General features: G+C 71.8%; 15 protein-coding genes. 11 read left to right on the plus strand and 4 right to left on the minus strand.

Translation table 11 applies throughout. The features are described from left to right. The first annotated feature begins 98 nt into the window (after positions 1-98). Positions 99-3,203, plus strand: a complete 3,105-nt coding sequence (locus ACZ4XD_RS12735) for a helix-turn-helix transcriptional regulator (protein WP_468041306.1) — start codon at positions 99-101, stop codon at positions 3,201-3,203. Here ACZ4XD_RS12735 and ACZ4XD_RS12740 read toward each other — a convergent pair. From ACZ4XD_RS12740 to ACZ4XD_RS12750, 3 genes are all read right to left on the minus strand, one after another. After that, entirely contained in the window at positions 3,200-3,433 is a 234-nt protein-coding gene (locus tag ACZ4XD_RS12740; RefSeq protein WP_468041308.1) for a DUF6191 domain-containing protein, read from the minus strand. The genes ACZ4XD_RS12735 and ACZ4XD_RS12740 overlap by 4 nt on opposite strands. An 86-nt stretch (positions 3,434-3,519) precedes the next feature. Next, positions 3,520-4,692 (minus strand): PQQ-dependent sugar dehydrogenase, encoded by a 1,173-nt coding sequence (locus ACZ4XD_RS12745; protein ID WP_468041311.1) that lies wholly within the window; start codon positions 4,690-4,692, stop codon positions 3,520-3,522. 219 nt (positions 4,693-4,911) lie between these two features. Next, the gene (locus tag ACZ4XD_RS12750) at positions 4,912-5,949 is read right to left on the minus strand and encodes an aldo/keto reductase (RefSeq protein WP_468041313.1); all 1,038 of its coding nucleotides are present in this window, start codon (positions 5,947-5,949) and stop codon (positions 4,912-4,914) included. Between the two features lie 88 nt (positions 5,950-6,037). On the opposite strand from ACZ4XD_RS12750, the gene ACZ4XD_RS12755 reads away from it, so the two are divergent. The 9 genes from ACZ4XD_RS12755 (at position 6,038) to ACZ4XD_RS12795 (ending at position 18,338) form a co-directional block, all read left to right on the plus strand. Then, positions 6,038-7,000, plus strand: a complete 963-nt coding sequence (locus tag ACZ4XD_RS12755; RefSeq protein ID WP_468041315.1) for a 2-hydroxyacid dehydrogenase — start codon at positions 6,038-6,040, stop codon at positions 6,998-7,000. Between the two features lie 305 nt (positions 7,001-7,305). Beyond that, positions 7,306-10,224, plus strand: coding sequence for a putative bifunctional diguanylate cyclase/phosphodiesterase (locus ACZ4XD_RS12760; RefSeq protein WP_468041317.1), 2,919 nt, complete (start codon positions 7,306-7,308; stop codon positions 10,222-10,224). Positions 10,225-10,431: 207 nt separating this feature from the next. Further along, complete coding sequence (locus ACZ4XD_RS12765) at positions 10,432-12,303, plus strand: acetolactate synthase large subunit (protein WP_468041319.1); 1,872 nt, start codon at positions 10,432-10,434, stop codon at positions 12,301-12,303. Positions 12,304-12,343: 40 nt separating this feature from the next. Continuing rightward, the gene (gene ilvN, locus ACZ4XD_RS12770; RefSeq protein WP_018087233.1) at positions 12,344-12,868 is read left to right on the plus strand and encodes an acetolactate synthase small subunit; all 525 of its coding nucleotides are present in this window, start codon (positions 12,344-12,346) and stop codon (positions 12,866-12,868) included. A 101-nt stretch (positions 12,869-12,969) separates the two neighbouring features. After that, complete coding sequence (gene ilvC, locus ACZ4XD_RS12775; RefSeq protein ID WP_468041324.1) at positions 12,970-13,968, plus strand: ketol-acid reductoisomerase; 999 nt, start codon at positions 12,970-12,972, stop codon at positions 13,966-13,968. 257 nt (positions 13,969-14,225) lie between these two features. Then, positions 14,226-15,818 (plus strand): phosphoglycerate dehydrogenase, encoded by a 1,593-nt coding sequence (gene serA, locus ACZ4XD_RS12780; RefSeq protein ID WP_387237226.1) that lies wholly within the window; start codon positions 14,226-14,228, stop codon positions 15,816-15,818. A 302-nt stretch (positions 15,819-16,120) separates the two neighbouring features. After that, positions 16,121-16,774, plus strand: a complete 654-nt coding sequence (locus ACZ4XD_RS12785; RefSeq protein ID WP_468041328.1) for a PRC-barrel domain-containing protein — start codon at positions 16,121-16,123, stop codon at positions 16,772-16,774. A gap of 80 nt (positions 16,775-16,854) precedes the next feature. Beyond that, entirely contained in the window at positions 16,855-17,454 is a 600-nt protein-coding gene (locus tag ACZ4XD_RS12790) for a TetR/AcrR family transcriptional regulator (RefSeq protein WP_468041331.1), read from the plus strand. Between the two features lie 230 nt (positions 17,455-17,684). Next, positions 17,685-18,338, plus strand: coding sequence for an RDD family protein (locus tag ACZ4XD_RS12795; RefSeq protein ID WP_468041334.1), 654 nt, complete (start codon positions 17,685-17,687; stop codon positions 18,336-18,338). Between the two features lie 22 nt (positions 18,339-18,360). On the opposite strand, the gene ACZ4XD_RS12800 is transcribed toward ACZ4XD_RS12795, so the two are convergent. Further along, a complete protein-coding gene (locus ACZ4XD_RS12800) occupies positions 18,361-19,692 on the minus strand; it encodes a PucR family transcriptional regulator (RefSeq protein WP_468041337.1) in 1,332 nt (443 codons plus the stop codon). A 261-nt stretch (positions 19,693-19,953) separates the two neighbouring features. On the opposite strand from ACZ4XD_RS12800, the gene ACZ4XD_RS12805 reads away from it, so the two are divergent. Then, positions 19,954-20,880, plus strand: a complete 927-nt coding sequence (locus ACZ4XD_RS12805; RefSeq protein ID WP_468041339.1) for a proline dehydrogenase family protein — start codon at positions 19,954-19,956, stop codon at positions 20,878-20,880. Positions 20,881-20,972: the final 92 nt, after the last annotated feature.

Here is a 20,972-nt window from a genome sequence, read left to right on the forward strand (position 1 = left end):
GGCCCCAGGTGCTCACCGCACCGGGCCGGGCGTTCCGCGTACCGGGTCAGGCGTTCCCCGCAGCAAAACCCCCTGCCGGATTGTCAGACCCCTGTGCGATGCTCAGCGGCGTGGAGACCAGGTCCGTCAGTCCCGTGTTCGTCGGCCGAGCGGCCGAACTCGCCGCGTTGGGGGACGCGCTCGACCGCATCGCGGCGTCCGGCGAACCCCAGGCCCTGCTGATCGGGGGTGAGGCAGGGGTCGGAAAGACGCGTCTCATCGAGGAGTTCGCTGAGTCCGCGCGGGCCCGGGGCGCGCTCGTCGCGCTCGGCGGCTGTATCGAGATCGGCTCCGAGGGACTGCCCTTCGCCCCGTTCTCCGCGATCCTGCACACCCTCAACTGGCATCTGCGCGACGAGCTGGCCGCCGCCGTCGCCGGACAGGAGGGCGAACTCTCCCGCATCCTGCCCGAATTGGGGGAGACGCCCGGCGAGGCCCATGACGAGGAGATCGGCCGGGCCCGGCTCTTCGAGCTGACCGCCCGCCTCCTGGAGCGGCTCGCCGCCGACCGCACCCTCGTCCTCGTCATCGAGGACCTCCACTGGGCCGACCGCTCCACCCGCGAGCTGCTCGCCTACCTCCTGAGGGCGCTGCACGACGCCAACGTCCTCCTGGTGGCCACCTACCGCTCCGACGACATCCACCGCCGCCACCCCCTGCGCCCCTTCCTCGCCGAGATCGACCGGATGCGCACGGTCCGGCGCGTCGAACTGGCCCGCTTCAACCGCGAGGAGGTCCGCTCCCAAATCGCCGGGATCAACGGCAGCGACCCGGAAGAGGACACCGTCGACCGGGTCTTCAAGCGCTCCGAGGGCAACGCCTTCTTCGTCGAGGAACTGGCCCGCGGCCTCGCCGAGGGCGCGCTGCACGGCCTCAGCGACCCCCTGCGCGATCTGCTGCTGGTCCGCGTCGAGGCGCTGCCCGAGGACGCCCAGCGGGTGGTGCGCACGGCCGCCGAGGGCGGCTCCACCGTCGAACACGAACTCCTCTCCGCCGTCTGCCGGATGCCCGAGGACGACCTCATCGAGGCGCTGCGGGCAGCCGTCGGCAGCAACACCCTCGTGCCCACCCAGGACGGCACGGGCTACCGCTTCCGGCACGCCCTCGCCCGCGAGGCGGTCGTCGACGATCTGCTGCCCGGTGAGCGCACCCGCCTCAACCGCCGCTACGCCGAAGCCCTGGAGGCCAGCCCCTCCCTGGTCCGCGCCGAGGTCTGCGCCGCCCGGCTGGCCAGCTACTGGTACAAGGCCCATGACGCCGCCAAGGCCCTGCCCGCCGTCCTCGCCGCCTCCGTACAGGCCCGCCGCCGCCATGCGTACGCCGAGCAGCTGCGGCTGCTGGACCGCGCCCTGGAGCTGTGGGACGACGCGCCCACCGAGGTCCGCCAGGGGGTCCGCCCGGTCGACTACGCCGAGGCGTATCCGGCCTGTGGCTGCCATGACGGCGACGCCCTGCGCTTCCTCGACCTGCTCGCCGAGATCGCGGTCGCCGCCCGGCTGTCCGGCGACATCGAACGGGCCTTCACGATCACCAAGCGCGCCCTGCGCTCGCTGCGCAGCGAGCAGGACCCCCTTCGCACGGCCTGGTTCCTGGTACAGCGCTCCCGCCTCTGCCAGGGCACCGGCCGCGGCAACGGCTGGGAGGACCTCGGCACCGCACAGGAGCTGGTCCGCGGACTGCCGCCGTCCTCCGTGCATGCCGAGGTGCTGGCCGCCGTCGCCGGCTGGGAGGTCCTGCACGAACCGGGACCGGGCACCTTCGCGACGGCCGAACGGGCGGTGGAACTCGCCCAGTTGGTCGGCGACGAGGAGGCCGAGCTCAACTCCCGGCTGACCCTGGCGGGGCTGCGGGTCGACGCCGGCGATGTCGACGAGGGCATCGCCGAGTTCCGCACGAGCCTGGAGCGCGCCGTCGATCGCGGCTACTTCGCCGTCATCGGCCGCGGCCAGGTCAACCTCGCCTCCGCGCTGGAAGGCGTCGGCCGCTCCCGGGAAGCCGTCGAGGTCACCGACCAGGGCGTCGAACTCACCACCCGCTACGGCCTCAAGGACAGCACCAGCTGGGTGCTGGGCAACCGCGCCGAATCCCTTCAGTCGCTGGGCCGCTGGGAGGAGGCGGGCCGGGCCGCCGCCGACGCCCGCCGCCTCGCGCAGAACCCCCGCGCCCTCGCACTGGCCGCCAGCCGCCGCACCGCTCTCGCGCTGGACGAAGGAGACCTCGCCGAGGCCGAACGCGAACTGGCCGTCGCCCAGGAGTACTACGGCACCCACGACCCCCAGCCGCAGCACGCCCTCGTCATGGCGCGGCACGCCCTGCGCATCGCCGCCCGCCAGGGCCGCCTCCTGGACGCCCGCAGCATCCTCCAGCAGGCCCTGGACGCCGGCTTCCCGCCCGGCACCCAGCGCTATACCTGGCCGCTGCTGTGGGCGGCCACCACCGCCGAGGCGGACGCCCGCGGACTGCCCGCCGCCGAGCCCGGCCGGGCCGCGATCCTCGCCCGTATCCGGGACGCGGCCAAGCGGCTGCCCCGGCTCTGCCCGGTCTGGTCGGCGTACGGCCGCGCGGTCGACGCCGAACTCCGCCGTGCCGAGGGCCGCGAGACCCCCGACGCCTGGGCCGAGGCGGTCGCCGCCTTCGAGCCCCTGGAGCGCCCGCACGAACTCGCCCGTGCCTGCTACCGCTGGGCCGAATCACTCCTCCACGGCAGCGAGCGGGCCACCGCCGGACTGCACGGCCGTACCCCGCGGGAGGCCGCCGTCCTCCTGCTCACCCAGGCGCACACCGCCGCCGTGACGATGGGTGCCCGCCCGCTCGCCGACGAACTCGAACTCCTCGCCCAGCGGGCCCGCGTCCCGCTGCCGGGCCTGATACCGGACGCCACGGCCGGGACCGCCCCCGGCAGCACCCGCGCCGCCGCCGGGGCACCCGCGCCCTCCACCGCCCCCGCCGAATCCCTCGGCCTGACCCCGCGCGAACGCGAGGTGCTGCGGCTGGTCGCCGACGGCCGCAGCAACCGCCAGATAGCCGACGCCCTGTTCATCTCCCCGAAGACCGCCAGCGTCCATGTCTCCAACATCCTCGCCAAGCTGGGCGTCTCCGGCCGGGGCGAGGCGGGCGCGGTGGCGCACCGCCTGCGCCTCTTCGGCGAACCGGCGGCCGGCTAGGGCACGTTCGACGACCCGGCGCCCGGCCCGGCCACGCCCCGGGACGGCTCGGTGTCCCGGTCCTGCCGCGGTGGCGCCGTCCGGACGACGACGGTGCCCGAGGCGAGATCGATCGGGCCCTTCCCCGGGTCGCCGTCGCCCACGTCATCGACGACGAGTGACATCCGCTGCCGCTCCTCGTCGGTGTGTTTGCGCCCCGGTGCGAACAGTTCTTCCGCGATGTTGAACATGGTGCCCTGCCCCCTCTTCGGTGTGCGCGCACCCGTCCCCCTGCCCCCGAGTCTAGGCAGGACACCCGAAAAGGGGATCTGCCGGATCAGCTCACCTTGAGGCGGAGAATCCGGTCATCGCCCTTGTGTGGGGTGCCCCGTCCGTCCGTGTTGCTGGTGACCAGCCACAACGTGCCGTCGCCGGCCGCCACGACGGTCCGCAGCCGTCCGTAGGTGCCCTTCAGGAAGCCCTGCGGAGCGGCCACCGGCTTCGTCCCGTCCAGCGGGATCCGCCACAGCCGTTCGCCGCGCAGCGACGCCATCCAGACCGAGCCCTTGGCGAAGGCGATACCGCTGGGCGAGGCGTCCGCGGTCTTCCACTGCTCGACAGGGTTCACGAACCCGGGGCCCTTCGACCCGCCCTTGGCCCGGCCCTCGACCTCCGGCCAGCCGTAGTTCTTGCCCGGCTCGATGAGATTGAGCTCGTCCCAGGTGTCCTGCCCGAACTCCGAGGCCCACAGCCGCTTGTCGCCGTCCCAGGCCAGCCCCTGCACATTGCGGTGGCCGTAGTCGTACACCACCGAATCCGCCTCGGGGTTGCCGTGCGCCGGCTCGCCGTCCGGCGTCATCCGCAGGATCTTGCCGGCCGGGGAGTCCTTGTCCTGCGCCAGCCCGCTGTCACCGGTCTCGCCGGTGCCGACGTAGAGCATCTTGTCGGGGCCGAACGCGATCCGGCCGCCGTTGTGGACCTGGCCCTTGGGGATGCCCTTGAAGAGCGTGTCGGGCGCGCCCAGCTGATTGCCCGGCGGGCGCTTCTCGTCGTAGTTCATGCGCGCGATGCGGTTGTCGGACGCGGTGGTGAAGTACGCGTACACCTGGTGGTCCGCGCCGAACGCCGAGGACACCGCGATCCCCAGCAGCCCGCCCTCGCCCCCGGGGTCCACGCCCGGCACCGACCCCAGCTCGGTCTTCTTGCCGCTGTCCGCCGAGACCCGGACGATCTTTCCGGTGTCACGGGAGGCCACCAGCAGATCCCCGCCCGGCAGCACCGCCACCCCCCACGGCGACGTCAGCCCGGTCGTCAGGGTGCGGGTCACCTTCACCGAGCCCTTGGCGGGCGGTACGGGGGACTGCGGTGTGGCGCCCGGCGAGGCGGCGGCGCTCTTCGACGGGGTGGCGGAGGAGCCGCCGCCCTCGGGCTGTGCGCCGCCGGACGAGCAGCCCGCTGCCAGGAGCAGCGAAACGGTGGCCAACACGGCGGTCTGGGAACGGCGTTGCACGGCAGGGTCCTCTCGTCGGCAGGGCGTGGACCAGAACACCACATCGGGCGCCACGGCGCCGCGCCATACACGCTCCGGAGCCACTCCCACCTGCCATGATCCGGTGCGCCCGGCGCGGTCGCGAGCGGGCCGCGCGGGCCCGCGGGCACGAAGGGCCACCGCGACACCAGGGGACGCCACGTCCGCGGCCGGTCCGGCCCTCCCCCCCCCGGAGCGCTCCTAGTACCAGGACCCGCGCGCCGGGGGCAGCGCGGCGATCTCCGCCAGATCCTCGCGGGTGAGCGTCAGCTCCACGGCCTTGGCGTTCTGCGCCGCCCAGCGCTCCTTCTTCGTACCCGGGACCGGGACGACATGCCGGCCCTGCGCCAGCGTCCACGCCAGCGCCACCTGCCCCGGCGTCGCACCGTAACGGGCCCCGATCCGCCGCAGCCCGGCCACCACCGGCTGGTTCGCGGCCATCATCTCGGCGGTGAAGCGGGGGTGGCGGGCCCGTAGGTCCTCCGGTTCGAAGCCCTGCCCCGGGGTGAGGGTGCCGGTCAGATAGCCGTTCCCCAGCGGCATCGCCGCCAGGAAGCCGACACCCCGCGACTCGCACCACGGCAGCAGCGCCTCCAGCGCCTCCGGCGACCACACCGACAGCTCGGCCTGCACACTGCTGACCGGGAACACCTGCTGGATCCGCTCCAGTTGGGCCAGCGTCCCGTCATGCATCCGGGACCGGGGACGCGCCCGCCCGGCCGGCCGCCGCTCCGTACGGGCCGCGCGGGCCGGCCGGACCGCCCGCGCGCCCACCGCGCACAGCCCCAGCGACCGCACCTTCCCGGCGGCCACCAGCTCCGCCATCGCCCCCCAGGTCTCCTCGATGGGCACCTCGGGATCGGGCCGGTGCAGCTGGTAGAGATCGATACGGTCGGTCTGCAGCCGGCGCAGCGAGGCATCGCAGGCCCGCTTGACGTAACCGGGCCGCCCATTGGCGACGATGTGCTGCTCACCCACCAGCAGCCCGCACTTGGTCGACACGAACGCGTCCGCCCGCCGCTCCTTGAGCACCCGCCCCACCAGCAGCTCATTGGTGAACGGGCCGTACATGTCGGCGGTGTCCAGCAGGCTGCACCCCCGGTCCAGCGCGGTGTGCACGGCCCGCAGCGAGCTGTCCAAGCTGCGCTGCGACTCGGTGTACCCCCAGCTCATCGGCATACAGCCGAGCCCGATGGCCCCCACGTCAAGGGCCGCCGCACCGATTGTCCTGCGCTCCACCTGGTTGTGCCTCCGTCCCCTCGCCCCCGGTCAAGGGCCAGACCAAACTAACGTCTGAACAGAACGTCTCTTCGCATAGCCTCGGGGCATGGCAACAGCGGACCAGCACACCGATGCGCACGACGTATGGCTCCCGATCCCGCCCGACGAGATCGAGGGGCTCCCCGACGGGCTCCACTACGTCCACTGGGACGCCGGCCCCGACTATCCGGCCGACCCCGCCCGCTGTGTCTTCTATGCCGTCCCGTACATGAAGAGCGCGGAGATCCTCCGGCGCCCGCTGCCCCGGATGAGCCGGGTACGGGTGGTGCAGGCGCTCACCGCCGGCACCGAGAACCTGCTCCCGGGGCTGTCCGACATGCCGTCCGGCGCCCAGCTGTGCAACGCCCGCGGGCTCCACGACGCCAGCACCGCCGAGCTGGCGCTCACCCTGATCCTCGCGGCGCTGCGCGACATCCCGGGCTTCGTCCGGGCCCAGGACGCGGGGGAGTGGCGGCCGGTCTTCCGGCCGGCGCTGGCCGACAAGTCGGTCCTCATTGTGGGCTATGGTTCGATCGGCAGTGCCATCGAAGACCGGCTCACACCCTTTGAGTGTGCGCGGGTCGTGCGCATCGCACGCACCGCTCGTGACACAGTGCGCGGTCCTGTGCATCCACTCTCCGACCTGTCCGCCCATCTGCCCGAAGCGGACGTCGTCGTGCTGGCGACTCCGCTCACCGACGCCACACGTGGCCTGGTGGGAAGCGGTTTCCTGGCGCAGATGAAGGACGGCGCACTGCTGGTGAACGTCGCACGCGGCGGAGTCGTCGACACCGGGGCACTGCTCGCCGAGCTGGAAGCCGGACGGCTGTACGCGGCGCTCGATGTCACCGATCCGGAACCCCTGCCCACCGGACATCCGTTGTGGCACGCTCCCGGCGTACTCGTCACTCCACACGTCGGTGGCCCCAGCTCTGCCTACCTGCCCCGTGCGAAGCGGCTGATCCGGGACCAGTTGACGCTTTTCGCGGCCGGCGAGCCCCTGCGGAACGTGGTCGCCACCGCCGACTGAAACCGGTTGCGGGTAGCACTACGAGGCCGTACGACTGCAAGGAGTGTTCGCCATTCGCTCGTAGTCACGCTCCGTAGAGATGCTATGTCCCTGAGTGACGGAACTGGTGTATCGTCCGAGCGGGGACGACGCCGGGAACGACGCGGCGCGTGCGAACGATCCGGGACTCGAGGGGGGCGACGGGCGATGTACGGCCGATGGACGAGTGGCGAGAAGCACGATCCACGAGCGCCCGCGGGAATACTGCGCGGCCCCCAGGAGCATCGCTCGCAGCGGCGCCCGGTGCGGGTGAGCGGGAGAGTCCGGTGAGCGCCCCCGGGGCGATGCTCTCCAGGTCGCCGGCACCGGCCGGCAACCCGCCGAGCGTCGTGCCGCAGATCGTGCTGGCGGTGGTCTGCGGCGGCTATGCCGTCGGCGCCGCGTTCGGCTGGGGATCGCGCGAAGTCGCCGCGATCATGGGGGACTTCGGCCTCAGCTTCGCGGCCTTGCTGGCCGCCGTCTCCTGCGGGCTGTACGCCCGCAAGCGCCGCAGCCGCTTCCGCCCGGCCTGGATGCTGTTCGCCGCGTCCTCCGGGATGGCCGGCCTCGGCAACGGCGTCTGGGGCTGGTACGAGGTCATCGAAGGGGTCACGGTACCGAGCCCCTCCCTGGCCGACTTCTGCTTCCTGCTCTTCGCGCCGCCGGCCATCGTGGGCCTGCTGGTGCTCGCCAAGAGGCCGGTGACCAGGGCCGGTTGGGTCTGCCTGGGGCTCGACTCCTGGCTGATCGCCGGATCGCTGGTCACTCTCTCATGGAGCCTCGCGCTCGCGCACACCGCCCACTTCCAGGGCCGCAGCGTGGCCCAGAGCGCCCTCTCGCTGGCCTATCCGCTGCTGGACATCGTGCTGGTGAGCATGGTGCTGGCGCTGCACTTCCGGCGCTCCTCCGTGCACCGCTCGGCCATCAACACCGCGGTCGCGGCACTGGCGTTGACGGTGCTGTGCGACGCCCTGTTCAGCTCTCCGCTGCTGCGCGAGCACTACCGCTCCGGCCAGATCCTGGACGCTGGGTGGTTCGCCGGCTCGATGCTGCTCGCCTACGCGCCCTGGGTCGCCCGCCGCGCGGGGGAGGAGCGCACCGAGGAGGACGTCAAGCCCGCCGCCCGCCGGGTCCCGCCGCACGGCAGCCGCCCCATCGCGGGCTCGCTCGCCGCGCTGACCCCGTATCTCGCCGCCGCGGTCTGCACGCTGGGCATCCTCACCAATGTCCTCGACGGGCGGCGCATCGACCGCGTGGTGCTCTTCACCGGCTGCACGGTCGTCCTCGCACTGGTCGTCCGCCAGGGCATCATGCTGCTCGACAACATCACCCTCACCCAGGAACTGGCGCAGAAGGAGAACCACTTCCGCTCCCTGGTGCAGGGCTCCAGCGACGTCATCATGATCGCCGCCCCGACCGGTGTGCTCCGCTATGTGAGCCCGGCCGCCGCCGGGGTCTACGGCCGTGACGCCGAGGAACTGGTCGGCTCCGAGCTGGCCTCGCTGATCCACCCCGAGGACCTGGGCCGGGTGGTGCACGAGGTCCGCAGATTCCTCGCCGCGGCCCCCGAGGACGAACCGACCACCCGTATCGAGTGCCGCTTCCGCGCCGGTGAGCAGCGCTCCGGCGGCGACGGCTGGCTGAACGTCGAATCCACGGTCAACCGCCACCAGGGCGGCCTGATCTTCAACTCCCGCGATGTCACCGAACGCGTCCGCCTCCAGGCCCAGCTCCAGCACAACGCCTCGCACGACGCGCTCACCGACCTGCCCAACCGCGCGCTGTTCACCGAACGCGTCACCCAGGCCGTCACCGGCCGCCGGGCCAGCGACCACGACACCGCGGTGCTCTATATCGACCTCGACGGCTTCAAGCAGGTCAATGACACCATCGGTCATCAGGCGGGCGACGAACTGCTGGTGCAGGCCGCCCGCCGGCTCGCCGACTCGGTGCGCTCCGGCGACATAGCGGCACGGCTGGGCGGCGACGAGTTCGCCGCGCTGATCACCGGCGACGGCACCCGCGACCGGGCCGCCCGTGAGTTCCGTATCCACGAGATCGCCGACCGGCTGCGCATCAAGCTCTCCGAGCCGTACCGAATCGACGGCCGGGACGTGCGGGTGGCGGCCAGTATCGGTGTCGCCTTCGCCGAGCCCGGGGTGAGCCCCGCGGGCCTGCTGCGCAACGCCGACCTGGCGATGTACCGCGCCAAGCAGGCCGGCAAGGGCCGGGTGGAGCTGTACGCACCCCAGATGCAGGACGAGGTCGCGCACCGCGCCGAGCTCGTCGGCAAACTCCGTACGGCGCTGAACGACGGCGCCTTCGCGCTGCTGCACCAGCCCGTCGTGGAGCTGGCCACCGGACGGGTCACCGCGGTCGCGGCACACGCCCGCTGGCGCTCCGCCCAGGGGATTCTCTTCACCCCGGCCGAATTCCTGCGGGTCGGCGACCGCGGCCGGTTCGCCGACGACGGTGACCGCGCCGCCGAGCTGGACCGCTGGCAGCTGGAGGAGGCCGTCGAGCAGGCCGCGGCGCGCCACCGGGCCGGCTATCCGGTGCCGGTCGCGGTCCGGCTCTCCGCCCGCCGCCTGCTGGACCACGCACTGTCCCCCAAGGGCGTCGAGTCGCTGCTGACCCGGCACAGCCTCCCCTCGCGCGCGCTCGTCGTGGAACTGTCCGAAAGTGATCCCCGCCTCCCGCTGGACGACCTGGAGCGCCGGCTGATCGCGCTGCGCCGTCTGGGCGTACGGATCGCCCTCGACGGCTTCGGCAGCGGGTACGCCGCCATCAGCGCGCTGCGCCGGCTCCCGGTCGACGTGCTGCGGCTGGACCGCGGGCTGGTGGACGGCGTGGTGGAGTCAGCGCGGCTGCACAAGATCACCGCGGGGCTGCTGCGGATCGCCGGTGACCTGGGCATGCAGTCCGTCGCGGACGGTGTCGATCTGCCCGAGCAGGTGCTCGCGCTGCGCTCCATGGGCTGTACGCACGGCATGGGCACGGCCTTCTCCGGGCCGCTCGACGAACACCGGCTGCGGCGGTCCCTGACGCACGCCCACTATCCGGTACCGGACCTGGCGGGGAAGGGCCGCGCGGTGGTGCTCACCGGCAGCGGTCTGCCCGCCCGGCAGGGCGGCCCGGTGGGTCCGGAATCGCTTGTGCATCCGCCATTGCGCTCAAATAGTGAGACCTCCGTCCCACCCACTTGACACTCGGTGCACGGCGGGGGGAGGGTCAGTGCCATGCGCACCCGAATTCTCGTACTTGGAAAGCGCGTCGGCTGAAGCCGGGTCCTGACGAACCCGGCTCATCGCACCGACGCGCTCCCCTCGCTTGCCACCTGGCACGGGGGGTTTTTTGTTGCACAGCAACCTCACAAATCCCGTCAAAACCCTCAGCTTCGAGAAGAGACGCAGATGACCGAGCAGGCCTCCGGGGCCCACCATCCGCAGCCGCGGGCCCGTAACGCCGGCGGACCGCAGCAGCCCGCCACCGTCGAGCACGTCACGGGTGCGCAGTCCCTCATCCGTTCGCTCGAGGAGGTCGGGGCCGACACCGTGTTCGGCATCCCCGGCGGTGCGATCCTTCCCGCGTACGACCCGATGATGGACTCCTCGAAGGTCCGGCACGTCCTGGTGCGCCACGAGCAGGGCGCCGGTCACGCCGCCACGGGATACGCACAGGCCACCGGCAAGGTCGGGGTCTGCATGGCCACCTCGGGCCCGGGTGCCACCAACCTCGTCACCCCGATCGCCGACGCCCACATGGACTCCGTCCCGCTGGTCGCGATCACCGGTCAGGTCGCGTCCAAGGCGATCGGCACGGACGCCTTCCAGGAGGCGGACATCTGCGGCATCACGATGCCGATCACCAAGCACAACTTCCTGGTCACCGACCCCGCCGACATCCCCCGGACGATCGCCGAGGCGTTCCACATCGCCGCCACCGGCCGCCCCGGCCCGGTCCTGGTCGACATCGCCAAGGACGCGCTCCAGGCGCAGACCACCTTCGCCTGGCCGCCGCACACCGAGCTCCCCGGCTACCGCCCGGTGACCAAGCCGCACGCCAAGCAGATCCGCGAGGCCGCCCGGCTGATCGTCGAGTCCAAGCGCCCGGTGCTCTACGTCGGCGGCGGCGTGATGAAGGCCGGTGCCACCGCCGAGCTCAAGGTGCTCGCCGAGCTGACCGGCGCCCCCGTCACCACCACGCTGATGGCCCTGGGCTCCTTCCCCGACAGCCACCCGCAGCATGTCGGCATGCCCGGGATGCACGGTTCGGTCACCGCCGTCACCGCGCTCCAGAAGTCGGACCTGCTGATCACCCTCGGCGCCCGCTTCGACGACCGGGTCACCGGCAAGCTCGACTCCTTCGCGCCGTACGCCAAGGTCGTGCACGCGGACATCGACCCGGCGGAGATCGGCAAGAACCGCGCCGCGGACGTCCCGATCGTCGGTGACGCCCGCGAGGTCATCGCCGACCTGATCGTCGCCGTCCAGGCCGAGCACGACGCCGGCCACCGGGGCGACTACACCGCCTGGTGGAAGGACCTCAACCGCTGGCGCGAGACCTACCCGCTCGGCTACGACCTGCCGGAGGACGGCAGCCTCTCCCCGCAGCAGGTCATCGAGCGGATCGGCGAGCTCGCCCCCGCCGACACCATCTACGCCGCGGGCGTCGGCCAGCACCAGATGTGGGCCGCCCACTTCATCGGCTACGAGCAGCCCTCCACCTGGCTGAACTCCGGTGGCGCCGGGACGATGGGCTACGCCGTCCCCGCCGCGATGGGCGCCAAGGCCGGGCAGCCGGACCGCACGGTCTGGGCGATCGACGGCGACGGCTGCTTCCAGATGACCAACCAGGAGCTGGTCACCTGCGCGCTGAACAACATCCCGATCAAGGTCGCGATCATCAACAACGGCGCGCTGGGCATGGTCCGCCAGTGGCAGACCCTGTTCTACAACCAGCGCTACTCCAACACCGTGCTGCACAGCGGCCCCGAGGCCAACGGCCTGGTGACCGCGGGCAAGGCCAGCGGCGGCACCCGCGTCCCGGACTTCGTGAAGCTGTCCGAGGCCATGGGCTGTGTCGCGATGCGCTGTGAGGACCCGGCGGAGCTGGACGCGGTGATCGCCAAGGCCAACGCCATCAACGACCGCCCGGTCGTGATCGACTTCATCGTCCACGAGGACGCGCAGGTGTGGCCGATGGTCGCCGCCGGCACCTCCAACGACGAGGTCATGGCCGCCCGGGGCGTGCGTCCCGACTTCGGCGACAACGAAGACGACTGAGCCCAGGACGTCACGGACGCACGGAAGAAGAGAGAAGACCATGTCCAAGCACACGCTCTCCGTCCTGGTGGAGAACACCCCCGGCATCCTCGCCCGGATCGCCGCCCTGTTCTCCCGCCGCGGCTTCAACATCGACTCCCTCGCGGTCGGGGTGACCGAGCACCCCGACATCTCCCGCATCACCATCGTGGTCAGCGTCGAGTCGCTGCCACTGGAGCAGGTCACCAAGCAGCTCAACAAGCTCGTCAACGTGCTGAAGATCGTCGAGCTGGAGCCCGGCTCCGCCATCCAGCGCGAACTGGTCCTGGTCAAGGTCCGCGCGGACAACGAGACCCGCTCGCAGATCGTCGAGATCGTCCAGCTCTTCCGCGCCAAGACCGTGGACGTCTCGCCCGAGGCCGTCACGATCGAGGCCACCGGATCCAGTGAAAAGCTGGAGGCGATGCTCAAGATGCTGGAGCCGTACGGCATCAAGGAACTGGTGCAGTCCGGAACCATCGCCATAGGCCGTGGCGCCCGGTCCATCACCGACCGCTCGCTGCGCGCACTGGACCGTACGGCCTGATCGCCGTGGTCCGACCGGACCGCATGGCGAGACCCACCGCCCTTCCCCGCCCCGCCCGACGTACTGTGTGGGCACCCGCTAGATCCAAGGAGATACCCGAAGTGGCCGAGCTGTTCTACGACGACGATGCCGACCTGTCCATCATCCAGAACCGCAAGGTCGCGGTCATCGGCTACGGAAGCCAGGGCCACGCCCACGCGCTGTCGCTGCGTGACTCGGGTGTCGATGTGCGGGTCGGTCTGCACGAGGGCTCCAAGTCCAAGGCCAAGGCCGAGGAGCAGGGTCTGCGCGTGGTGACTCCGGCCGAGGCGGCCGCCGAGGCCGACGTCATCATGATCCTGGTGCCGGACCCCATCCAGGCCAAGGTCTACGAGGAGTCCATCAAGGACCACCTGAAGGACGGCGACGCGCTGTTCTTCGGCCACGGTCTGAACATCCGCTACGGCTTCATCAAGCCGCCGTCCAACGTGGACGTCGCCCTCGTGGCCCCCAAGGGCCCGGGCCACCTGGTCCGCCGCCAGTACGAGGAAGGCCGCGGTGTGCCCTGCATCGCGGGCGTCGAGCAGGACGCCTCGGGCAAGGCGTTCGAGCTGGCGCTCTCCTACGCCAAGGGCATCGGCGGCACCCGCGCCGGCGTCATCAAGACCACCTTCACCGAGGAGACCGAGACCGACCTGTTCGGTGAGCAGGCCGTGCTCTGCGGTGGCGCCGCGGCGCTGGTCAAGGCCGGCTTCGAGACCCTGGTCGAGGCGGGCTACCAGCCCGAGATCGCGTACTTCGAGTGCCTCCACGAGCTGAAGCTGATCGTGGACCTCATGTACGAGGGCGGCCTGGAGAAGATGCGCTGGTCGGTCTCCGAGACCGCCGAGTGGGGCGACTACATCACCGGTCCGCGGATCATCAACGAGAACACCAAGGCCGAGATGAAGAAGGTGCTCGCCGAGATCCAGGACGGCACCTTCGCCAACAACTGGATGGCCGAGTACAACGCCGGTCTGCCGAAGTACAACGAGTACAAGAAGGCCGACGAGGACCACCTGCTGGAGACCACGGGCAAGAAGCTCCGCAAGCTCATGAGCTGGGTGGACGACGAGGCGTAAGCCCGGTGACAGGGGGTCGCGGCGATGCCGCGGCCCCCTCGTCCATGGCGCCCCGCGGCGCCTTGTCCGCCGCGTAGAACCACGCACGGGTGATCCTTCCGCAACGGCACAGGACGCGCCCCCCACCGCCACTACACTGCCAAGCACAAGCGCGTCAGGCTCACAGCGTCGTGCGTCTTCCACGCGGCATCCCCCCTTCACCGCCTTCGGCCGTCGGGACGGCCGTCCGCGAAGGACAAGTGAGGACTGAAGACCACGTGAGCTCGAAACCTGTCGTACTGATCGCCGAAGAGCTGTCGCCCGCCACCGTCGACGCCCTCGGCCCGGACTTCGACATCCGGCACTGCAACGGCGCGGACCGCGCCGAGCTGCTGCCCGCCATCGCCGACGTCGACGCCGTCCTCGTGCGCAGCGCGACGAAGATCGACGCCGAGGCCATCGCCGCCGCCAGGAAGCTGCGGGTCGTCGCCCGCGCGGGCGTGGGCCTGGACAACGTCGATGTCTCCGCCGCCACCAAGGCCGGCGTGATGGTCGTCAACGCCCCGACCTCCAACATCGTCACCGCCGCCGAGCTGGCCTGCGGTCTGCTGGTCGCCACGGCCCGCAACATCCCCCAGGCGAACACCGCCCTGAAGAACGGCGAGTGGAAGCGCAGCAAGTACACCGGCGTCGAGCTCAGCGAGAAGACCCTCGGTGTGGTCGGCCTCGGCCGGATCGGCGTCCTGGTCGCCCAGCGGATGTCGGCGTTCGGCATGAAGGTCGTCGCCTACGACCCCTACGTCCAGCCGGCCCGTGCCGCGCAGATGGGCGTCAAGCTGCTGACCCTCGACGAGCTGCTCCAGGTCTCGGACTTCATCACCGTGCACCTCCCCAAGACGCCGGAGACCGTCGGTCTCATCGGGGACGAGGCGCTGCACAAGGTCAAGCCGTCGGTCCGGATCGTCAACGCCGCGCGGGGCGGCATCGTCGACGAGGCGGCGCTGGCCACCGCGCTGAAGGAGGGCCGGGTGGCCGGCGCGGGCCTGGACGTCTACGCCGTCGAGCCCTGCACGGACTCTCCGCTCTTCGAGTTCGACCAGGTCGTCGCCACCCCGCACCTCGGTGCCTCGACGGGTGAGGCGCAGGAGAAGGCCGGTATCGCGGTCGCCAAGTCGGTGCGGCTGGCGCTGGCCGGCGAGCTGGTGCCGGACGCGGTCAACGTCCAGGGCGGCGTGATCGCCGAGGACGTCAAGCCCGGACTGCCGCTGGCCGAGCGCCTCGGCCGGATCTTCACCGCGCTGGCCGGCGAGGTCGCCATGCGCCTCGATGTCGAGGTGTACGGCGAGATCACTCAGCATGACGTCAAGGTGCTCGAACTCTCCGCGCTCAAGGGCGTGTTCGAGGACGTCGTGGACGAGACGGTGTCCTACGTCAACGCCCCGCTGTTCGCGCAGGAGCGCGGTGTGGAGGTGCGGCTGACGACCAGCAGCGAGTCGCCCGAGCACCGCAATGTGGTGACCGTGCGCGGCACCCTCGCGGGCGGCGACGAGGTGTCGATCTCCGGCACGCTGGCCGGCCACAAGAACATCCAGAAGATCGTCGCGGTCGGTGAGCACTCCATCGACCTGTCGCTCGCCGATCACATGGCGTTCCTCCGCTACAGCGACCGCCCCGGTGTCGTCGGCACCGTCGGCCGGATCCTGGGCGAGGCGGGTATCAACATCGGCAATATGCAGGTCTCGCGGGCGGATGTCGGTGGTGAGGCGCTGGTCGCGCTGACCGTCGACGACACCATTCCGCCGAACGTGCTCAGCGAGATCGCCGACGAGATCGGCGCGACTTCGGTGCGCGCGGTGAACCTCGGCGACTGACCGCCAGGTCTTCGCAGGTCAACGGGCCCGGTCCCCGCTTTTCGCGGGGGCCGGGCCCGTTGGCGTGCCCGCATCGTACGGGCGCCGGCGCGGTCCGCGAGCGGGCGTCCGGCGTGGTCGCACCGCTCCGGCATTCACTCGAATGGCCTATCCGGGGGTGGGCGCGCGGGAGCCGTCGGCGCCGTCGTGGGGCCGCCGGAGCCGTCCGCCGCCGGTCCGCCCGATTCGCAGCGGAGATGTTCGCGTCGCGCAATGGGAACTGCGCGTGCCCCCGCCGGTGCGTGCGGAAGGAGAGAGACGCCATGAATGCACCCCTGGGTGATGCCCCGCAGAGTCTGACCGGGTTGCACGTGGTCGATGCGGACGGCGCGAAGGTGGGCAAGGTCCAGCAGGTCTACCGGGACGATGCCACCAACGAGCCCGAGTGGATCACGGTGCGTACCGGGCTGTTCGGCATGAAGGAGACCTTCATCCCGCTCGCCGGGGCCCGGCGGACCGGCGACGAACTGCATGTTCCGCACGCCAAGGAGACCATCAAGCACGCGCCGCGGATCGATGCCGACGGCCATCTCGACCCCTCCGAAGAAGCCGAGCTGTACCGCCATTACGGGATGGCCCGGCCGGGCACCGCCGACCCGGGCACCGCCGACCCGGGCACCGCCGACCCGGGCGGTCCCGCGTCGTGGACCGGCCCCCGGGCGGCGGGGGAGGCCGCACCCCCCGGCCCCATGCCCGGCGAGCGCGGCACGCCGGTAGGCGGGCCGATGGCGGGCGCGGGAGCCGGCGCCGGGACGCGGGCGGCCGACACCGGCGACACCGCGCGCGGCAAGGAGCAGGAGCAGCGGGAGATCGGCACCGAGGAGGGCGAGCGCGGCCGGTCCGGCCCGCGCGGGCGCGAAGGGTGGCCGGGTGACGGTGCGGGGGGTGGCCGCGAGGGGCCGGACCGGCCGCGGTGAGGACTGCCCCCAGAGGACGTATACGTACGTCTAAAACGGGTGTCTGGTACGAGCGTATGTGTGGGCGATAGGCTGCCTTCATGGGACACCGTGAAGATCTTCTGGAGGGCGCCAAGCGCTGCCTCCTGGAGAAGGGATATGCGCGCACCACCGCCCGCGACATCGTGGCCGCGTCCGGCGCCAACCTCGCCTCCATCGGATACCACTACGGCTCCAAGGACGCCCTGATGCGTCAGGCGATCATCGCGTCCAGTGAGGAGTGGGGGGCCGGAGTCGCCCAGGTGCCGGCCGGTGACGAGGCGGTGCCGGCCGACGCCGAGCCGCTGGAGCGGTTCGCCGCGGTCTGGGACCTGTTCCTGCAACGGATCGCCACGGAGCGGGAGTTCATCGCCGCGCAGGTCGAGGTGCTGGGGCTGCTGCCGCGGGACGCGGCCCTGCGCGAGACGATCGGTGAAGTGCTCCCGGAGGGCGGCGAGGGACTCGTCGCGATCTTCGAAGGGGTGCCGGACACCGAGGTCGACGCGGAGGCCGCCCGCGTCGTCGGCCCCTTCTACCAGGCCCTGCTCACCGGCCTGATGGTCCAGTCACTGCTCACGCCCGACCGCATGCCCACGGGCCGGGACCTGGCGGCCGCGCTGCGCCGGGTCACCGCGGGAGAGGTGCTGGGGAAGGCGGAGTGACCGCTGTCCGGCGCACGTCCGGTGGAGATTTGCGGCGGCTTGTGCGGCGTGCTGTCCTGAAGTGAAGAGGTTGCGCACCCGACGCCTGCGGGCGCGGTGACACGTGGTTGAGCGGCCGTCAGGAAGGGCCGCCGTTCACCAGGCCGGTGCCCGTAGGGGCTGAGCGGCGGATCCACCATCCACGGCACGCCAGTCCTGCTGGCTGGTTGTCGGTGACGAAGGACCTGCGCATGACCGAGAATCCCCACGATGCGGCGGAGCCGACAAGGGCGGAGCGGTCGAAGAAGGCGGAGCGGTGGAAGAAGGCGGAGCAGCCGCCGACGGCCGGTCCGCGGCCCGCACCGCGATGGGCGCAACGGGGACCGTCCTCCGCACGCGCCTACGCCCCCGCCTCGGCGCCCACCGTGTGCCCGGTGTGCCGGGGCCCGGTGGAGGGCGAGCTCACCTGCCAGTTCTGCGGGCAGGTCCTGGTGCTGCCGCCCGGAATCCGGCTGTCCACCGTGGGGCTCCGCTTCGGCGGATACCTGCTGGAGAACCTGCTGATGATCTGCACGCTGTACATCGGCTGGCTGATCTGGGCCTTCCTCGTCTTCCCGCGGGGTCAGACCCCGGCCAAGCAGTTGCTGCACATGCGGGTCATCTACATTCCGGAGGCCCGTGCGGCCCGGTGGTGGCGGATGTTCTTCCGTGAATTCATCGCCAGGGGGATCATCGGCCTGCTCGCCGCCGTCACCCTGCTGATCCCGTACTTCTGGCTGCTGTGGGACCGCAACCGGCAGGAGCTGTGGGACAAGATGGCCACCACGCTGGTCGTCACCGACCGCGAGGACCGGCTCCGGCCGCCTCCTCGGCCGCCCGCCTCGCTGCCCGAGGGACGGAGCTGACGGTCCCGGCCCTGCGTGTTCTTCACAGGCGCGCCGCCTTGAGCGCCATGTGCAGCAACAGCCGGTGCTCGCCGTCGTCCAGATCGAGGCCGGTCAGCTTCTCCACCCGGCCCAGGCGGTAGTAGAGCGTCTGCCGGTGGATGCCCAGGGCCTGGGCGGTGCGGCTCGCCTGGCCGGCGCAGTCGAGGAACACCTCGGCGGTGCGCGCGAGTTCGGCGTGCGCGGGCGCCAGCAGCGGGCCGATGGCCGGGTCGGGGGCGGTGGCCGGCAGAGCGGTCAGCATGCGGTACGGGCCGATGGCGTCCCATTGGGTGATCGGGCCCAGCCGGGGCTCGGCATGCGCCGCGCGGGCCGCGTCCAGCGCTTCCCGCCAGGTGGCCGGAAGGTCGGTCAACTCCCGGGTGCCGGCGCCGATTCCGGCGGCGCCCGGCCGGGGTGGCGGGGGGTGCCCGGAGCCGCGCGGTGTCTGCCTCTCGCCCTGTGCGGCGCCCGCGCGCGGGGAGCGCAGCAGATGCTCGGCCACCGTATGGGCCGGGGCGGGCGCGGCGGACGCGCGCAGCCGGACGAGCGCGGCCAGCGCGGGCAGCGGCGCCGCGGGCTGCGGCCGGGCGGCGGACCCGGTGCGGCCCGCGGCGGGCTCCGTCTCGTCCGCCCCCACGGCCGGGCCGTCCGCCGGGCCGCCGCCCGCCGGCAGCGCACAGGCCGCGAGCAGCCCCGGCAGGCTCGGCAGCGGCGCCGCGTCGGTGTCCGAGGTGTCCCAGGGCAGCACCGCGACCAGGGTGAGCGGGGCGCCCGGGGTGAAGCGGAGGCTGTCCCGCAGCGCATCGCGCAGCGCGGCCGCCGCGGCCGGCTGTCCGTCGGGCGTTGCGACCAGCAACTCCCGCAGCAGATCGCCGAGTTCGGCCCCGGCGCGGGCCTCGTCGGCCAGCAGTGCGCCGATCCGGGCGGCGGTCTCCATGGCCTGCGCGATCCGCGGGTCGGGCGGCGTGCCCCGGGTGCCCAGTTCGAGATCGGTCAGATGGCCGTCGTCCAGCAGCCAGACGTAGCCGTGCACGATGCCCCGGTGGCGCACGGGCAGACAGATACGGCCCCGGAAGACCCCCGCGGCCGGGTCCGGCGGGATGCGCAGCGCGGTCTTGGCGCGGGCGATCCCGAACGCCTCGAACCAGGCCCGGACCGCCGCCGAGGAGCGGCGCTGGAGGATCGAGCGGGTACGGACCGGGTCCATCACCTCGTCGTCGTCGCCCTCGTGCGCGCCGAACGCGATCAGCCCGAAATCCCGGTCCTCCAGCGTCGCCGGTGCGCCGAGCGCCGCCGAGATCTCGTCCACGAGCTGCTGATAGTCGCCCCGCATCGGCCGCCCGGCTCCTCTCCTGTCGTCACACCACCGGCACCACCGGTGACACGGACACCTCTCACACCACAGTCACCACTGGCACGGTCTCCTCACCTTCATTCTCATACATCTGTCTGAGATCCCGGCCACGAAGGCGTGACAGCTGTCGATGGCCGCGAAGTGGCGCGATCCTTAAGTTTCAGGTGGCTCAATATTGCCGACGCGTTCGCCCGCCCGGTGTCCGCCCGGTACTTGTCACCCTGAATCGTGGAGGTGCCCATGCTGGGTCCCGTGCTTCTGGCCGCAGCGCGCAGTGACAGCATCCGCCGGCTCGTGGCGGCCGCTCCGGTCACCCGGCCCGTGGTGGAGCGTTTCGTCGCCGGCGAGCGCCTGACCGAGTCCATGGCGGCCGTGCGGACCCTGGCCGCGCGAGGTCTGGAGGTCACCCTCGACCACCTGGGCGAGGACATCACCGACCCGGCCGAGGCGCTGCGCAATCGCGATGCCTACCTGGAGCTGGCCGCGGCCCTCAAGGAGCACGGGCTCGGCGTCAAGGCCGAGATGTCGGTCAAGCTGTCCGCTTTCGGGCAGGCGCTGGCCGGCGGCCATGAGCTGGCCCTGAAGAACGTCACCCCGGTGGTCGAGGCCGCCGCCGAGGCCGGGACGACCGTGACCCTCGACATGGAGGACCACACCACGGTCGACTCCACCCTGGCGATCCTCGCCGACCTGCGCGAGCGGTTTCCCCAGACGGGCGCGGTGCTCCAGTCCTACCTCTTCCGTACCGAGGACGACTGCCACGCGCTCGCCGGGGAAGGCTCCCGGGTGCGGCTGGTCAAGGGTGCGTACAAGGAGCCCGCGGCCGTCGCCTTCCAGGACAAGCGAGAGGTCGACAAGGCCTATGTGCGGTGCCTGAAGATCCTGATGGCGGGGGAGGGCTACCCCATGATCGGGTCGCACGACCCGCGGATGGTGGCCATCGCCCAGGAGCTGGCCCACCGCAACGGCCGCAAGCCGGCCGACTACGAATTCCAGATGCTGTACGGCATCCGCGAGGCCGAGCAGCAGCGGCTGGTCGCCGAAGGACACCGTATGCGGGTGTACATCCCCTATGGCACCGACTGGTACGGCTACTTCATGCGCCGGCTGGCCGAGCGCCCCGCGAACCTCGGGTTCTTCCTGAGGTCGCTGGCCACCCGCGGCTGACGGCCACGGCAGGCGGCGGCCCGCGACCGCCGGCGACCCGCGGCTGGCCGGCCCCGCGAAAGGCCGGTACGGGTGGATGCTGGAAACCGGGG

Source organism: Streptomyces sp. NPDC029466, assembly GCF_055574515.1.

What these genes read in the sequence shown, in the direction of transcription:
- ACZ4XD_RS12735 (WP_468041306.1), top strand. Translation starts at nt 99, where the DNA reads ATGCTCAGCGGCGTGGAGACCAGGTCCGTCAGTCCCGTGTTCGTCGGC.
- ACZ4XD_RS12740 (WP_468041308.1), bottom strand. Translation starts at nt 3,433, where the DNA reads ATGTTCAACATCGCGGAAGAACTGTTCGCACCGGGGCGCAAACACACC.
- ACZ4XD_RS12755 (WP_468041315.1), top strand. Translation starts at nt 6,038, where the DNA reads ATGGCAACAGCGGACCAGCACACCGATGCGCACGACGTATGGCTCCCG.
- ACZ4XD_RS12765 (WP_468041319.1), top strand. Translation starts at nt 10,432, where the DNA reads ATGACCGAGCAGGCCTCCGGGGCCCACCATCCGCAGCCGCGGGCCCGT.
- ilvN (WP_018087233.1), top strand. Translation starts at nt 12,344, where the DNA reads ATGTCCAAGCACACGCTCTCCGTCCTGGTGGAGAACACCCCCGGCATC.
- ACZ4XD_RS12785 (WP_468041328.1), top strand. Translation starts at nt 16,121, where the DNA reads ATGAATGCACCCCTGGGTGATGCCCCGCAGAGTCTGACCGGGTTGCAC.
- ACZ4XD_RS12790 (WP_468041331.1), top strand. Translation starts at nt 16,855, where the DNA reads ATGGGACACCGTGAAGATCTTCTGGAGGGCGCCAAGCGCTGCCTCCTG.
- ACZ4XD_RS12795 (WP_468041334.1), top strand. Translation starts at nt 17,685, where the DNA reads ATGACCGAGAATCCCCACGATGCGGCGGAGCCGACAAGGGCGGAGCGG.
- ACZ4XD_RS12800 (WP_468041337.1), bottom strand. Translation starts at nt 19,692, where the DNA reads ATGCGGGGCGACTATCAGCAGCTCGTGGACGAGATCTCGGCGGCGCTC.
- ACZ4XD_RS12805 (WP_468041339.1), top strand. Translation starts at nt 19,954, where the DNA reads ATGCTGGGTCCCGTGCTTCTGGCCGCAGCGCGCAGTGACAGCATCCGC.